The 13,093-nt window shown below is 37.7% G+C and carries 15 protein-coding genes; 5 read left to right on the top strand and 10 right to left on the bottom strand.

Going from position 1 to position 13,093, the window contains the following annotated elements; genetic code table 11:
* Nucleotides 1-20: 20 nt before the first annotated feature.
* From rpsU to BM361_RS10360, 10 genes are all read right to left on the bottom strand, one after another.
* On the bottom strand, nt 21-215 hold the full coding sequence (gene rpsU, locus BM361_RS10405) for a 30S ribosomal protein S21 (protein ID WP_038261268.1): 195 nt from the start codon (nt 213-215) through the stop codon (nt 21-23).
* An 86-nt stretch (nt 216-301) separates the two neighbouring features.
* Entirely contained in the window at nt 302-1,441 is a 1,140-nt protein-coding gene (locus BM361_RS10400) for an acyl-CoA dehydrogenase family protein (protein ID WP_038261828.1), read from the bottom strand.
* 38 nt (nt 1,442-1,479) lie between these two features.
* A complete protein-coding gene (locus tag BM361_RS10395; RefSeq protein ID WP_074978706.1) occupies nt 1,480-2,343 on the bottom strand; it encodes a ComEA family DNA-binding protein in 864 nt (287 codons plus the stop codon).
* A 12-nt stretch (nt 2,344-2,355) separates the two neighbouring features.
* Nucleotides 2,356-4,455: an amino acid carrier protein gene (locus tag BM361_RS10390; protein ID WP_038261825.1), complete on the bottom strand. Its 2,100-nt coding sequence runs from the start codon at nt 4,453-4,455 to the stop codon at nt 2,356-2,358.
* A 269-nt stretch (nt 4,456-4,724) separates the two neighbouring features.
* The gene (locus tag BM361_RS10385; RefSeq protein ID WP_038261261.1) at nt 4,725-5,747 is read right to left on the bottom strand and encodes a potassium channel family protein; all 1,023 of its coding nucleotides are present in this window, start codon (nt 5,745-5,747) and stop codon (nt 4,725-4,727) included.
* 5 nt (nt 5,748-5,752) lie between these two features.
* Nucleotides 5,753-5,980: a hypothetical protein gene (locus tag BM361_RS10380; RefSeq protein ID WP_038261257.1), complete on the bottom strand. Its 228-nt coding sequence runs from the start codon at nt 5,978-5,980 to the stop codon at nt 5,753-5,755.
* A gap of 17 nt (nt 5,981-5,997) precedes the next feature.
* Nucleotides 5,998-7,272, bottom strand: a complete 1,275-nt coding sequence (locus BM361_RS10375; protein ID WP_074978705.1) for a DUF2851 family protein — start codon at nt 7,270-7,272, stop codon at nt 5,998-6,000.
* A gap of 66 nt (nt 7,273-7,338) precedes the next feature.
* Entirely contained in the window at nt 7,339-7,650 is a 312-nt protein-coding gene (locus BM361_RS10370; protein ID WP_074978703.1) for a rhodanese-like domain-containing protein, read from the bottom strand.
* An 86-nt stretch (nt 7,651-7,736) separates the two neighbouring features.
* Nucleotides 7,737-8,345, bottom strand: a complete 609-nt coding sequence (locus BM361_RS10365; RefSeq protein ID WP_074978702.1) for a thioredoxin family protein — start codon at nt 8,343-8,345, stop codon at nt 7,737-7,739.
* Nucleotides 8,346-8,359: 14 nt separating this feature from the next.
* Entirely contained in the window at nt 8,360-8,896 is a 537-nt protein-coding gene (locus BM361_RS10360; RefSeq protein WP_038261245.1) for a TlpA disulfide reductase family protein, read from the bottom strand.
* Nucleotides 8,897-9,100: 204 nt separating this feature from the next.
* Here BM361_RS10360 and BM361_RS10355 point away from each other — a divergent pair, with 204 nt between their 5' ends.
* From BM361_RS10355 to BM361_RS10335, 5 genes are all read left to right on the top strand, one after another.
* Nucleotides 9,101-9,517 carry a MarR family winged helix-turn-helix transcriptional regulator gene (locus BM361_RS10355; RefSeq protein WP_235444230.1) on the top strand — a complete coding sequence of 139 codons (417 nt, stop codon included), beginning with the start codon at nt 9,101-9,103 and terminating at the stop codon, nt 9,515-9,517.
* Between the two features lie 50 nt (nt 9,518-9,567).
* The gene (locus tag BM361_RS10350) at nt 9,568-10,200 is read left to right on the top strand and encodes an NAD(P)H-dependent oxidoreductase (protein WP_074978700.1); all 633 of its coding nucleotides are present in this window, start codon (nt 9,568-9,570) and stop codon (nt 10,198-10,200) included.
* 12 nt (nt 10,201-10,212) lie between these two features.
* Nucleotides 10,213-10,782, top strand: a complete 570-nt coding sequence (locus BM361_RS10345; RefSeq protein WP_074978699.1) for a YceI family protein — start codon at nt 10,213-10,215, stop codon at nt 10,780-10,782.
* Nucleotides 10,783-11,096: 314 nt separating this feature from the next.
* Nucleotides 11,097-12,497 (top strand): anthranilate synthase component I family protein, encoded by a 1,401-nt coding sequence (locus BM361_RS10340; protein WP_074978697.1) that lies wholly within the window; start codon nt 11,097-11,099, stop codon nt 12,495-12,497.
* A 24-nt stretch (nt 12,498-12,521) separates the two neighbouring features.
* On the top strand, nt 12,522-13,085 hold the full coding sequence (locus BM361_RS10335; protein ID WP_038261231.1) for an anthranilate synthase component II: 564 nt from the start codon (nt 12,522-12,524) through the stop codon (nt 13,083-13,085).
* Nucleotides 13,086-13,093: the final 8 nt, after the last annotated feature.

Raw genomic sequence — 13,093 nt, 5'->3', positions numbered from 1 at the left:
AAACATTTACATCAATAAGACTAGATCTCTTCCTGATCTCTTAATCCCTGAATGTATTGTGCTTTTTGTATTTCAGCTCTTCTTTCAACAGAAGGTTTTGTAAACTGCTGTCTGCCTCTTAGCTGACGCATAGTACCTGTTCTATCGAACTTTCGCTTATAACGCTTTAGCGCTCTGTCTATATTTTCTCCTTCTTTTATTGGTATTACTAGCATGCTCTACACACCTCCTTTCTTTTAGCGCGGCAAATATACTAATTAATCAAAATCGCGCAACTAAAAAAATAAAAAAATAAACTACCCTATTTCAGCAGGTTACGAGAAATTACTAATTTCTGTATTTCCGTGGTTCCCTCACCAATGGTACATAGCTTAGAATCCCTATAGAATTTTTCAACAGGAAAATCTTTCGTATAACCGTACCCACCATGAATCTGAACCGCCTCGTTAGAAACCTTCACACAAACCTCAGAAGCATACATTTTAGCCATCGCCCCAATCTTAGTCATCTTGCGACCAGCATTTTTTTCAAAAGCAGCTTTGTGCAATAATAGTTCAGAAGCTTCTATTTCAGTAGCCATATCAGCCAACTTAAAAGAAATCCCCTGAAATTCCGAGATAGGCTTACCAAATTGCACACGTTCCTTCGAATACTTAAGCGAGGCCTCATAAGCTCCTTTAGCTATCCCAAGAGACAGCGCCCCTATAGAAATACGACCACCATCCAAAACTTTCATGGCCTGTATAAATCCATCACCCACAGCTCCTAATCTATTGGCATCAGGAATTCTACAATCTTGAAAAATCAATTCGGCAGTTTCACTGGCACGCATTCCCAGTTTATTCTCCTTCTTTCCACTTGAAAAACCAGGCGTTCCCTTTTCTATTACAAAAGCCGTCATTCCATGAGAATCACCTTTCTCTCCGGTGCGTACAACAACGACAGCTATGTCACCGGAAATACCGTGAGTAATAAAGTTTTTTGCTCCATTCAACACCCAGGCATCACCATCCTTAACCGCAGTAGTATTCATACCACCTGCATCAGATCCTGTATTGTGCTCCGTAAGCCCCCAGGCTCCTATCCATTCCGCAGTTGCAAGTTTAGGCAACCACTTGGCTTTCTGCTCTTCATTACCAAACTCCAAAATATGATTGGTACATAAAGAATTATGTGCTGCCACCGAAAGACCGATTGCAGGATCCACCTTAGATATCTCCTCTATTATAGCAACATACTCGTGATATGAAAGCCCTGAACCACCATACTGCTCTGGAACCAAAACTCCCATAAAACCCATCTCTCCTGCCTTCTTAAAAACATCAACAGGAAAAACCTGAGACTCATCCCACTCTAATACATAAGGTGCTATATATTGTTTAGCAAAATCTCTGGCCGAATTAGCCACCATTTCTTGCGTTTCGGAATAATCAAAATTCATTGTTTTTGCCAATTCTGTATTCATTGCGTCAATACCTTTTATTCAATCTCCAAATATACTTGAATTAGATTTATTTTTTCTGAAGGAAAACCTTGAATTTTTGTTAATTCCTTTAAATCCCTGATTTTTCCCCTTTTAGTCCGGTAGGCAACAATTGCCCGAGCGCAATCATAGTCAATATACACATTGGAAGCCAATTGCTTAACACTCGCCTCATTTATATTGATTTTCCTCACGCCGGAAAGGTCATCAATTTCAAAGGCCTTAATGATTCTCTGAACAACCAAACTATCCAACCCATAAACCTCATACAACTGCGCCTCCTCAACAAAACCTCCTAAAAGAGCTCTGTATTTCACGATACGTTTAGAAAAAACAGCACCCACTCCATGAACCCGGGTCAAATCAGCAGGAGTCGCAGCATTCAAATCCTGCTTTTGAACTGTTAACCTCAAAGGCCTTTCAATATCCTGACGCTCTCTAAATCTATACGTGTCATTCCATTGTCGAAACTTCAATTGAGAACGTATAGCCAAAACTGCGGAGTCCGAAACTTTGGTAACTTCCTGAAATGCCTCAATCGAGTTCACAAAAGCATTCGTAGCTCTGTAAGCATACAATCTATCCAGGACCTCCGGATCTAATCCCAAAACATAACCGCTATAGTCATCGAGATAATTCGGATCGTATTTATAAAGAATACCTGAATTTAATGGAGATGCAATAGGCAAAGAATCATGATATAAGGACCATGACTCCGAAGGAATGTTCGAAGAAGTCCCCTTCATATAACCTGCGGAAAAGAAATAATAAATTCCCTGAAGGGTAAGAATAATAAGAATCAAAAAAAACATCCCATTTCGTTGGTTTTTATTCAACCTGAAATGGGATGCCGTTTTCATATATACTTTTATTTAACTCGCAGCCTGCTGTGTGTCCGGAGTTTCTTTTTGTTGTTGTTTTCTAAAAAGCTTATTGCTCTTCAATTTAGCCCAATACTCATTTAAGTCTTTACGTACCTCACCACTCATTATATAAAGACCGATAATGTTCGGAAACGACATGGCAAGAATCATCATATCTGAAAAGTCAAGAACAGCCCCTAAACTCACTGATGCACCGACCACTACAAACACTAAAAATAAAAGTTTGTATGCCAATTCCGTACGTTTACTCTTTCCAAATAAATAAGTCCAGGCTCTCATCCCGTAATACGACCATGAAATCATAGTAGAGAAAGCAAATAAGAACACTGCAATAGCCAACACGTAAGGGAACCACGATATTACACTACCAAATGCAGTTGATGTCAATTCGGCCCCGGCTACCCCGGTAACCTCATGCATCCCTGTAAAAATAAGCACTAAAGCAGTTAAGGTACAAACTACTACGGTATCTATAAAAGGCTCTAATAAAGCCACAAACCCTTCAGATGGTGGATGGTTCGTTTTAGCAGTACTATGCGCAATTGCCGCCGATCCAACTCCAGCTTCGTTCGAGAATGCCGCACGTTGAAAACCTACGATCAATACACCTATAAATCCACCTTTAAGTGCACTAGGACTGAAAGCTCCATCTATAATGGCCGAAATTGCAGGACCTACGTTTTTAATATTGAATATTATAACCGCTAAGGCACCCAAAACATAAACAGCTGCCATAAACGGAACAATTTTACCTGTTACATTTGCAATACTCTTGATTCCACCAATAATTACAACACCTACAAGAATCATCACGATTAATCCAAAATAGAATCCGTTACCCTCTAAAGCTGGTAATTGACTGGAAAGAATTGCAAATGATTGGTTTGCCTGAAACATATTTCCGCCCCCAAAAGAAGCCCCAACACATAACACAGCAAAAATTCCGGCTAGCACTTTTCCAAACCCTTTAAGGTTTTTCTTTTCAAGACCATAACGAAGATAGTTCATCGGTCCTCCAAATACTCTTCCATCAGGAAGTATATCTCTGTATTTTACACCTAAGGTACACTCTACAAACTTAGATGACATCCCTAGCAATCCTGCAAGAATCATCCAGAAAGTAGCTCCGGCTCCCCCTAAGGATATCGCCACCGCAACCCCGGCTATATTTCCTAATCCAACGGTAGCTGAAACTGCCGTAGCCAATGCCTGGAAATGGGTAATCTGCCCAGGTGCATTAGGATCATCAAATTTACCTTTTGCTAAGTCAAGTGAATGCCTGAAACCTCTTATGTTGATGAATCCCATTCTGAGTGTAAAGAAGGTAGCTCCTAAAACTAACCATACTACGATAAATGGAATACTGCTGGTTTGCTTATCACCATTAGGATGCAACAATGGCACCTTTTCATCATATTCTATTTTTGCAAAAACATCCGCGTTAGTTTCAATAACATGCTCTGGGTTGTCTGCATTGTAAATAATTTGACCTTCCTTAACCAGGTGATTCAACTTTCCACTTACACTAGCCGTTACTGTTTCATCTTCTCCGGTACGTTTGGAAACAATGGCAATTTCATCACCTTTATTTACATGAACCCCTTCATTGATCAACCACTTCTTTAAAGTATATTTATTCGTGGTTCGCGCATTCCAGCTTGGTATACCTACCATTTTAGCATCAGCATATTTCACCGGATCATAAATTCCAATGGCCGCAAATGGATCCCAAAACAAGACAGAACCAAGCGCTGCTACTGCCGGTGTCATCGTACTATTAAAAACCTCAGTTATCGCTCTGGTAGGCACTTCATACTCCTTGGTTACCGAAAGCCCATTAGCATCTGTTACCGTAACTGAATAGGGCACTCCCTCCGTTAATCCGGAAGCAATATTAGACTTTAATGAGGTCGATTGATTACTCCACTTGTAGGTATAAGGCTCTTGCCCTCCTTCTACTTTAATAGATATTTGTCCGTCATTTATAATTTTGGAAGGGTTATCTATTGTCTCCGTTACCGTTAGTTCTTGCGCAAAAGAAAAAGCGGTCACAGTTAACATTATTAGCAAGAGAAAAGGTTTCTTCATAATGTAATTTTTCGTTAATTTTAGGTTAGGATTTGTTAAACAGGACGCCAATATCTTAAAAAATATCATCCAAGACAAATTTTAAGTGTTATAACTAAAGCCCCTTTACATTGAAAATCAATTCAAACAACTCGAGAATTCACTGATTGAAAACCTTAAAACGCCTGCAACCTCACTGATTCTACCTTCGAATAGAAAGCTATTTATAAGTTACTTTCAACAAGATAAAAACAAGCTACCTGGTTATGTCGATAAGGAACAACAGTGTACTACACAAAGCTTTCTTTTATATTAAACATTTCATTGAGCTTCTTTATTTGCTCCGGTCTGCCCAATACCACCAATTTGCAATTAGGAAGCAATTTTGTATCGCCCTCAGGATTAATAATAAAGTCTCCTGAAGCTTCCTTATACCCAATCACCGTACACCCGGTTACACTTCGCAAATTCAAATCTATAAGTGATTTATACTTGTATTTTTCAGGCAGATCATCCATAGAAACTTCTTCTAAAGTAATAGTATCCTTCCCCTCAATAGCTAGTTGTCGAACAAATTCAACCAGATCGGGTAACACGACCAAAGAAGCCATATGATCTCCCCCTATCTTATCCGGCATTATGGTCCTGTCAGCTCCGGCAAGGGTTAACTTCCGTTGAGACGACTCTTCAGAAGCCCGGCTGATGATGTTTAACCCCTTATTAAGCTGACGAGCCGATAACACCACAAAAAGGTTGTCGGCATCATTCGGCAAGGCAGTTATCAATACCTGGGCTTTTTCTATTCCGGCTTCAAGCAACACCTCATCTTCATTAGCATTCCCCAGAATAAACAAAACCTGATCATCCTGCTCCTTTTCTATAACTTCCTCATTACTCTCTATCACAACAAATGGTTTCTTATATCGCAATAACTTAAGAGCCGCTTGTTTTCCATTTCTACCATAACCACATATGATAACATGGTCTTTGAGTTGATTGATTTTTCGTTTCATCTTTCTAAGTTTTATTTGCTGAACCGTACTCCTAACCAATAGAAATTCTGTAATAATTGATATGGCAAAAGCAAAAATGAATACACTGGATATAATTAAAATTATAGTAAAAATTTTTGCTTCCCCATCCAAAGGCCTAACCTCACTAAATCCAACAGTTGTAACGGTGATAACCGTCATATAAACCGCATCGATCCAGTTGTATTCCCCAAAATAACGGTATCCAAAAATCCCAAATAGAAAAACAAACACCAGTAGTGCAATAGCGATATAGAATTTCGACCTGAAGAGTTTAAACATAAATCCTATAAATCAAAAACAGACGTACGCTTGGTATAAACTAAATCTTTTAAACGCAACCAAAACGCGAGATTTAAATACACAATAAACCAAACCCCCAGCGTTGCAAAGGAGGCATATATAAAAAACAATCTTACATTCTTAGCCTTAACTCCCATCTTTTCAGCCAGACGAGAGGAAACTTCAAATCCGTGTTTTTCAAAAAAATAACGTATGTTGCTTATGTTGTTCATCGTGGTAAATATAATAACTATTCGTTAATTAATTTATTTCCTACCTCACATTGAAGACATTTATTCTTCCTGCAGTACTCAGTATACAACTGTAAAAGCGATTGACTCCTGAATGCATTGGGTACCTTAACTCCTAATTGGGTAAACTTGACTATTATAGAATTCTTTTCAGGAAGAAGTGCCTCCATCAATCCGATAAGGTCCTCATCAAAAGACGCACCTGCATATTGGGCATATTTAAATTTCAAAGGAATGACCGTGTTGATAATAATAAGATCTATAAATGCCTTGGAAGTCCTTTTTTTGGATTTCTTAGGTGAAGGTTTGTCAAAAGTATAATGTGTATCCCAATAAGGCCCGGCAACGACATCAAATAATTCATAAAAGGCCTCTTTCGTGTTTGAGTCCATAATCTTTGAAAACAGATGCACCTCCTTACTATATAAATGAGCAATTTGAGACAATCGAATCGTTGGAAAGTTCAGCGGACGAAGCCTGTGAAATTTAGGGGCGATAACAGCGCCTGAACTTAAACCATATTTACGCTGCTGAAAGCGAAACAACTTCTTTAAATCTCTAAAATAAGAATCGCTATATTCCCCTTCCAATAATCCTGTCATTCCAAATAAGAATGACTCAAATGCCGTATAATCATTTTGCATTTTTCGGATAACCCTGTGATTAACTGCCGTAGCGACACTTTCAAATGAATCGGCATTTATAGCAAATCCAAAGTTACGCATTAAAACACGAAACAAAGTTGCCTCCCAATCATTGCCATTCTGCTGCAGACAACCTTCAATGAATGCAGATTTCGATTGTAACCGCGTAAAAAAAAGACGTTCAAGCCAACGCCCCCATAAAAAGTGATCAATCTCATGAATACGAGTCTCGCAATTAATAAATTGCTTTTGAGTCTTTATAAGTTTCTCGTAATTACTAAGAGTAACAAAACCAATCAAAGGCTTCATTACAAGCACAGGAATAATTCGTCCATCATAGGAATAAACCACCACGTCATCTTCCCAGACCACATGCAATATCACATTTTGATAGTTGTGATCTTTTTCATGACCATGTACATACCAATCAGATGCATTTACATGTATCTCCACATTCCCTGCCCATAGCTGACCATCTATTTCAATCTTTGCATTAAAAAAATCAGGACCTGCATCATGATTGTGAACACCTACCGATATAACCCTGATTCGGCCATTTGTAGCATGGTACACTCCATTCAAATCAAACTTCCTTAACTTCCATATATAATGCAAGAACTGCTCATTCATGCATTGAAAATAAAAAATCCCGTTTAAAAAACGAGATTTTTTGTAAGAAAATTTTTATATTTTAACTTATTCCACTACTTCTCCTTCCCATTCATTAAATCCGCCAAGCAAGTTGTAAGTACTTTCAAATCCTAACTGTCCCATCAAGGTACAAGCCTGACCGCTTCTATTTCCCGAACGACAATACACATAGTAATTCTTAGACTTATCAAGCTTCTCAACCTCATCAATAAACCCTTGACCCATATAAATATCAATATGTACAGAATTAGGAATATACCCATCCTCTACCTCTTCATCAGTTCTTACATCAAGGATAACAGCGTTATCATCTTTCTCTAATTGTTCTACCCACTCTTGTTGTGTTAAATCTGCCATTTTTTATTTTTTTTCAAATGTAATATTTATCTATAAAAAAACCGAGATGTTACATCCCGGATCTATTAAATTCATTTATCTATTTATTAAACCTTTATCGCACAGCCAATAGCCTTGGTGGTTGTTATCTTTATTTCCTCACCTGCCAACATAGCCTCGACAGCATCCTCGACGTATTTCGTCTCCACCTGGGAAGCATCTTGATAATTATCATCAATAGCCCCAATATACCTAACTAAATATCCTTTAGAAGTATTCTCTAATAAAAATACGTGAGGAGTTCTGGTAGCACCATACTGCGGAAAAATATCCTGCTCTTCATCCAACAAATAAGGAAAAGTAAACCCCTTATCCGCCGCTCTCTTTTTCATTTGATCAAAACCATCTCTTGGTTGTAGTTCCGGATTATTCGGGTTAATCGCTATAACAGGTACCCCGAGCGATTTATATTTCTTGTCCAAAGCAATAATGCGATCTTCATAAGCAACAGCATACGGACAACTATTACAGGTGAAAATTACCAGGAAACCCTTGGCTTCTTTATAATCTTTTAAAGAAACCTTTTTCCCATCGATATTTTTTAATTCGAAATCAGTAGCATAATCCCCAATTCCATACCCCGAATCATTTATCGTAAATGCACTCGTTATAAATACTAATAAAATGAGTGAAATGGTTTTTATTGAAGTCTTCATAATCTAAAAAGTGGTTATTCGTTTATAAGCTGGTCGATATTCGCTTTCAATGCTTCATAAGTCATAGTATCCTCAAAAAACAATCTTTTATCCTTCGTATAAATAATCGTAGCCGGAATGGCGCCACTCCATTCAGCATTTACTTTGGGAATCCATACGTTTTGCTTCGGATCATCCAGCAATACAACTTTCGATTGTAAATCGTGTTCTTTGACAAAAGGAATAAGGTTGGTTCGCAACATCGTTGGAAAATCTAAACTCACCAACACTACCTCCACATCTTTATCCTTATATTCCTTTAAGATCTTTTCAAAACCAGGCAACTCCTCTACACATGGCTTACACCAGGTGGCCCAAAAGTTTATAACGTAAATTTTGTCATCTTTAATATGTAAGTAAGGCTCTAATTCATCAAAATTATAAGTCTTAACCGACAAACTATTTGCATCAGCCGCCAAATCAGCAATGGCAACATCCTTGTTTTGATATTGTCCTAAACCCTTGTTTACTATTAAAAATACAAAAAATAAAAAAACAACTCCATTTTTCATCAATACTATAATTTAATTTATGCCAATAGCACACAATTTGATTATATCTCACCTACAAAATAAAGACATAGAATATCAACACATTACCTCTTTAACAAAAATTTATCACCACAACACTTGTATATACAAATATTTACATTACATTTGTACCAACAAATTTTGTCAATACAATTGAAGATAGAGGAAATCATAAAAACAGAAACAATGTCTGACCACACAAAAGCGGTAGTCAATTTGGTTTATACAGCAAATATTATAAGTGATAAAATAACAGATGCACTTAAACCATTTGACGTTTCCACTCCTCAATTCAATGTGCTGAGAATACTCAGAGGTCAAAAAGGAAAACCGGCGAACCTCTCGACCATCCAGGAAAGAATGATTCACAAAATGAGCAACACGACTCGTTTGGTCGATAAACTAATTGATAAAAATTTTGTAAAACGTCATACCTGCGAACAAAACAGAAGAAAAGTAGAGATCTTTATCACTAACGATGGACTGAACGCTTTAATTGAAATGGATAAAGCAGTATGCGAAGCCGAACAGCAGATAATTGTCGAATTAAGTAAAGAAGAACTTAACACCCTCAATAACCTGCTGGACAAACTTAGAGTATAAAAAAATTTAAATAAACATTTGTATATACAATTATAGTAAACACAATTATCATGAGTAATATCATTGAAAATCTTAAATGGAGATATGCGACTAAAAAATTTGATCCGTCAAAGAAAATTAGTCCCCAGGATTTAGAAACACTAAAGGAAGCTATTCAGTTATCCGCTTCATCATACGGATTACAACCATACCAGGTGCTAATCATTGAAGATCAGGAAATCCGTGAAAAGTTAAAGCCGGCAGCTTGGAACCAAACCCAAATAACTGACGCATCGCATTTGGTTGTATTCGCCAATAAGGTTAACTTAAGTCCAAAAGACACTGAAGCCTATATGAATAATATCAGTGCTACCAGAAACATTCCGGTAGATAGCCTTAACGGTTTTAGCGAAATGATAAATGGGGTGGTAAACAGTCTTCCTGAAGACGCGAAGGCAGTTTGGACTTCTAAACAAACCTACATCGCTTTAGGTAACCTATTAGCTGCCGCCGCCGAACTCAAAATAGACTCATGTCCTATGGAAGGCTTTGAAGCAGATAAGTTCAATGAAATTCTCGGACTGAATGAAAAAGGGTTAAACGCAGCCGTAATTGCACCTGTAGGTTACAGAAGTGAAGAAGACAATACCCAGGAATATATAAAAGTAAGAAAACCAAAAACAGAATTATTTACAACAATTTAAAACACGAACAAAATGAAAAATTTATTAGCCATTACCTTAGCTTTAGTAGTTGGAACTGCTTCTGCTAATTCAATCGAAACTGAGAAAAAAAGTGTAAATGCAGAAAAAAGTACCGTAACCTGGAAAGGATATAAGGTTACCGGTTCTCATGAGGGAACCGTAGCACTAAAGGATGGTCACTTAGAATTCGACGGTGACAAACTTACCGGAGGAGAATTTGTAGTTAATATGACTACCATTGGGTCTACCGACCTTGAAGGAGAATGGAAAACAAAATTAGACGGACACTTAAAATCGGATGATTTCTTCGGTGTTGAAAATCACCCGACCTCTACTTTAGTATTCAAAAATGTAAAGGCTACTGGTAAAAACTCATACGAAGTTACCGGAGACCTGACGATAAAAGGAATTACAAACCCCGTAACCTTCGATGTATCTGTTTATGGCAGCAAAGCAACTGCTACCCTTAAAATAGACAGAAGTAAATACAATGTTAAGTATGGTTCAGGTAGCTTTTTTGACAACCTGGGAGATAAAACCATATATGACGAATTTGACTTGGTTGTTGATTTAGAGTTCTAGACAATCAAAGGTGGTTGGTTTGAAAGCTTCACTTTATTCGTATAGTGGAGCTTTCTCTTTTTGTAACAGCTTCATACTTCTTTTGTTATTTTTTTAAAACCCGTTTGAAAATTAAAATTTCATTTCTATATTTGACCCCATATTCAAAACGAGAATGAACAATATTTTAAACAATACTTGGTGGTGGATCAACTTACGTCAGACGTCGTGAGAGGCACCGCTATAGTATAAATTAAAACTTAATATACAAAAAGGCTTGTCAAACACGACAAGCCTTTTTTGATTTTAAAAACATTTGAAATTCATTAAACCATATGAAAACATATAACTTAACAACGCATTACAAACAAATACTTGCCGATACCATTACCCCGGTGAGTGTCTACCTTAAAATAAGAGATCGATACCCAAATAGTATCTTGCTCGAAAGTAGCGACTATCATGCTAACGATAATAGTTTTTCATATATATGCTTCAATCCGATTGCCTCGATTAATGTGGCCAATGAAATCATTACCAAACAATACCCGGACGGCACAAGCGAAGAAATAGCAATCGACAAGCAAATAAATGTCCCGCAGGCCATAGAAGAGTTTGCGCAACAATTCAAAGCAGAAAAAAACGGATTCAAATTTATAAATAACGGACTGTTCGGATATATAGCTCACGATGCCGTTCGTTACTTCGAACAAGTCGATATTACGCAAAAAGAAGACCACCTCAATATCCCAGATATCTATTATGCTATTTATCAAAACATCATAGCTATCAACCATTTTAAAAATGAGGCCTATATATTTGCTCATTGTTACAATTCAGAAAATAACATCCCGCAAATAGAACAACTGTTAAGTTCGAAGAACTTTGCAACCTATAACTTCAATAAAGAAGGTGACCCGGTTTCAAACCTTACCGATAATGAATACAAAGAACATGTAGAACTAGCCAAAAGACATTGTGCCCGTGGCGATGTATTTCAACTGGTGCTAAGTAAGCGTTTCTCACAAAAATTTAAAGGAGATGAATTTAACGTTTACCGAGCCTTGAGAAGTATTAACCCTTCCCCTTACCTGTTTTACTTCGATTACGGAAACTTTAAAATCTTCGGAAGCTCTCCGGAAGCACAACTGGTCATAAAAGGTAATAAAGCCGAAATTCATCCGATAGCAGGTACCTTCAAACGTACCGGGAATGATGAAAAAGATTCTGAATTAGCCAAAAAGCTGGCTAAGGACGAAAAGGAGAACAGCGAACATGTCATGCTTGTTGACCTTGCCAGAAACGACCTGAGCCGACACGGAAATAACGTAAAAGTTGAAACATACCGAGAAGTTCAATTCTTTTCGCATGTCATTCACCTGGTTTCCAAGGTTACTGCAAAGAAAAAACCAGATACCCCGACTATGCAAGTCGTAGCCGATACATTTCCGGCAGGAACCTTAAGTGGAGCACCAAAACATATGGCACTGCAACTCATAGATAAGTATGAAACCATCAACAGAAACTTCTATGGAGGAGCTATTGGCTTTATGGATTTTCACGGCAACTTTAATCATGCCATCATGATCAGAACATTTCTAAGTAAAAATCACGAATTACACTATCAGGCAGGCGCCGGACTCGTTTCAGCATCCAACCCTGAAAGCGAATTACAAGAAGTCTATAACAAACTTGGTGCCCTGAACAAAGCACTCGATATGGCAGAAAGCATTTAACACAACTACTGAATACACATTCAAATGAAAAAGATATTAGTCATCGATAATTACGATAGTTTTACTTACAACCTGGTACACTACCTGGAGGACCTCGATTGTGAAGTAATCGTAAAACGAAATGATCAGCTTACCCTGGAAGAAGTAGAACCCTTCGAAAAAATTGTTTTATCACCAGGACCGGGTATACCCGATGAAGCAGGGCTTTTGAAATCAATCATAAAAAAATATGCTCCCACAAAAAGTATCTTTGGAGTATGCCTGGGAATGCAAGCCATAGGAGAGGTTTTTGGAGGAAAATTAATCAACCTCGATAAAGTATATCACGGGGTGTCTACCAAAGTCACCGTAGTCGAAGATGATCTGCTTTTTAATGACCTTCCCAAAGAGTTTGAAGCAGGTCGATATCATAGCTGGGTAGTTGACCCTAATCTGCCCGATGTACTGAAACCAACATCTTATGATGAAAACGGACAAGTAATGTCATTAAGACATATCGAATACGATGTCTCAGGAGTCCAATACCATCCTGAGTCGGTTCTAACGCCTCATGGTAAAAAAATACTGGAAAACTGGGTAAAGTCTTAACAACGGTT

Origin of the sequence: Zhouia amylolytica, from assembly GCF_900116365.1 — a bacterium.
Classification (GTDB): domain Bacteria; phylum Bacteroidota; class Bacteroidia; order Flavobacteriales; family Flavobacteriaceae; genus Zhouia; species Zhouia amylolytica.
Note: the sequence above shows the minus strand (reverse complement) of the source record. Positions and strands in the feature narration are given on the sequence as shown.

Excerpts from the sequence above, each read along its gene's own strand:
- rpsU (WP_038261268.1), bottom strand. The coding sequence starts at position 215 with ATGCTAGTAATACCAATAAAAGAAGGAGAAAATATAGACAGAGCGCTA.
- BM361_RS10400 (WP_038261828.1), bottom strand. The coding sequence starts at position 1,441 with ATGAATTTTGATTATTCCGAAACGCAAGAAATGGTGGCTAATTCGGCC.
- BM361_RS10395 (WP_074978706.1), bottom strand. The coding sequence starts at position 2,343 with ATGAAAACGGCATCCCATTTCAGGTTGAATAAAAACCAACGAAATGGG.
- BM361_RS10390 (WP_038261825.1), bottom strand. The coding sequence starts at position 4,455 with ATGAAGAAACCTTTTCTCTTGCTAATAATGTTAACTGTGACCGCTTTT.
- BM361_RS10385 (WP_038261261.1), bottom strand. The coding sequence starts at position 5,747 with ATGTTTAAACTCTTCAGGTCGAAATTCTATATCGCTATTGCACTACTG.
- BM361_RS10380 (WP_038261257.1), bottom strand. The coding sequence starts at position 5,980 with ATGAACAACATAAGCAACATACGTTATTTTTTTGAAAAACACGGATTT.
- BM361_RS10375 (WP_074978705.1), bottom strand. The coding sequence starts at position 7,272 with ATGAATGAGCAGTTCTTGCATTATATATGGAAGTTAAGGAAGTTTGAT.
- BM361_RS10370 (WP_074978703.1), bottom strand. The coding sequence starts at position 7,650 with ATGGCAGATTTAACACAACAAGAGTGGGTAGAACAATTAGAGAAAGAT.
- BM361_RS10365 (WP_074978702.1), bottom strand. The coding sequence starts at position 8,345 with ATGAAGACTTCAATAAAAACCATTTCACTCATTTTATTAGTATTTATA.
- BM361_RS10360 (WP_038261245.1), bottom strand. The coding sequence starts at position 8,896 with ATGAAAAATGGAGTTGTTTTTTTATTTTTTGTATTTTTAATAGTAAAC.
- BM361_RS10355 (WP_235444230.1), top strand. The coding sequence starts at position 9,101 with ATGTCTGACCACACAAAAGCGGTAGTCAATTTGGTTTATACAGCAAAT.
- BM361_RS10350 (WP_074978700.1), top strand. The coding sequence starts at position 9,568 with ATGAGTAATATCATTGAAAATCTTAAATGGAGATATGCGACTAAAAAA.
- BM361_RS10345 (WP_074978699.1), top strand. The coding sequence starts at position 10,213 with ATGAAAAATTTATTAGCCATTACCTTAGCTTTAGTAGTTGGAACTGCT.
- BM361_RS10340 (WP_074978697.1), top strand. The coding sequence starts at position 11,097 with ATGAAAACATATAACTTAACAACGCATTACAAACAAATACTTGCCGAT.
- BM361_RS10335 (WP_038261231.1), top strand. The coding sequence starts at position 12,522 with ATGAAAAAGATATTAGTCATCGATAATTACGATAGTTTTACTTACAAC.